We start from the raw sequence: 1,520 nt of genomic DNA on the forward strand, positions 1-1,520 counted from the left end.
GCGGGTGCTCCTCGTCGGCGACGCCGCAGGCTACATCGACGCGCTGACCGGCGAAGGCGTCTTCCTGGCTCTCGCCGGTGCCGAAGCCCTGGTCCGCAACGTGCGCCGAGGTACGCCCGGCCGCTACGAGACCGACTGGAACCGGGCGACCCGCCGCCACCGGTTCCTGACGCAGCTTCTGGTACGCGCCCGTCAGCAGCCCGCGCTCGGTTCCCGTATCACGCCCGCCGCCGCCCGCCTTCCCCACCTCTTCGCCGCAGCGGTGAACGTCCTGGAATAAGGCGCGTACGCTGCCGCAAGGAGGTCCGCGCCCCCGAAAAGTACTGCAACAGCGCCAAAGGAGCTGCGGCCAGTGTGTAGAGGCGCCGGGGGCGTCGATTACGGATATCACAGGCCCCGTGGGCAGCGGTGGTCGGCAGCCGGCCCGATGAGCGGGCTGTCCACGATGGTTCCGGCGCCGTGATCACAGCAGCCCCTGCGAGATCAGCTCTGTCCTGACCGGGCAGTTGCGGGACAGCCGTTTAGGCTGCAATGGGGGGAATTCCGCGACAACTCAGGCAGAGACGAGGAGGCGGAATGTGATGGCGAAAGTACTCTTCGTAGTGACTGGGGCGACGTACTGGGTGCTCAAGGACGGCACCAGGTACGCGACCGGCTATTGGGCCGAAGAATTCGCAATGCCGTACAAGAAGATCACGGAAGCCGGCCACGAGGTCGTGGTGGCGACACCCGAGGGCGTGATCCCGAATGTCGACATGATGAGTCTGCGCCCCTCGATGGCGGGCGGTGAAGACGGGGCCCTCGAACTGGAGGCCATCATCCGCTCCGCGGAGGCAATGCGGCGCCCCCTGAAACTATCGGACGTTCGCCTCGAGGATTACGACACGGTGTACCTGCCCGGCGGCCACGGTCCAATGGCGGACCTGGCCTTCGACGCCGACGCCGGTCGGCTGCTGACAGCACAGCTCGCCTCGGACAAGCCACTCGCGATCGTGTGCCACGCCCCCTCCGCGATGCTGGCCACCCGGATCCACGGCGAATCACCGTTCAAGGGTTACAGAGTCACGTGTTTCACCAACGAGGAGGAGGAGGCTGTCGGACTGGCCCCCAGGGCAACGTGGCTGCTGGAGACCGAGCTGAAGGAAAAGGTCGGCGTCGACTTCAGCCGTGGTCCGATCTGGGAGCCGTACATGGTGGAAGACCGCAACCTCATCACCGGGCAGAACCCCCATTCAGCCGGGATTCTGGCAGACAGGCTGCTGGAGATCCTCAAGTGAGCGAGCTTGGCTCGGCGCGCGGTCGGCTCCGACCGAGGGCTTCGGTGACACATTCCGACGGCTGACACAGGCGTGCGGCACGCTCGACTCCTCCAAGGCAGTCAGGCCGCCCAAGAGCCGCACCGTCCCGTCGTGGTCACCGGCCGCGCGGCTCCTCCCGTCCCGCGTGGTTGCCGGGGGACGAACCGCTCAGTGTGGACGGCGGCAGAGACGGCTTCTCGTCGGAGAAGAGTGCCGCGGCCC

At 67.1% G+C, this 1,520-nt stretch carries 2 protein-coding genes; both read left to right on the forward strand.

What is annotated here, in order from left to right; genetic code table 11:
• Nucleotides 1-280, forward strand: a 280-nt coding sequence (locus BZY54_RS54475; RefSeq protein ID WP_425276399.1) for an NAD(P)/FAD-dependent oxidoreductase, incomplete at its 5' end; no start/stop codon positions are given.
• A 301-nt stretch (nt 281-581) separates the two neighbouring features.
• Nucleotides 582-1,277, forward strand: coding sequence for a type 1 glutamine amidotransferase domain-containing protein (locus BZY54_RS48205; RefSeq protein WP_208641005.1), 696 nt, complete (start codon nt 582-584; stop codon nt 1,275-1,277).
• The last annotated feature ends 243 nt before the right edge of the window (nt 1,278-1,520 follow it).

The organism is Streptomyces carpinensis (assembly GCF_002154505.1).
Classification (GTDB): domain Bacteria; phylum Actinomycetota; class Actinomycetes; order Streptomycetales; family Streptomycetaceae; genus Streptomyces; species Streptomyces carpinensis.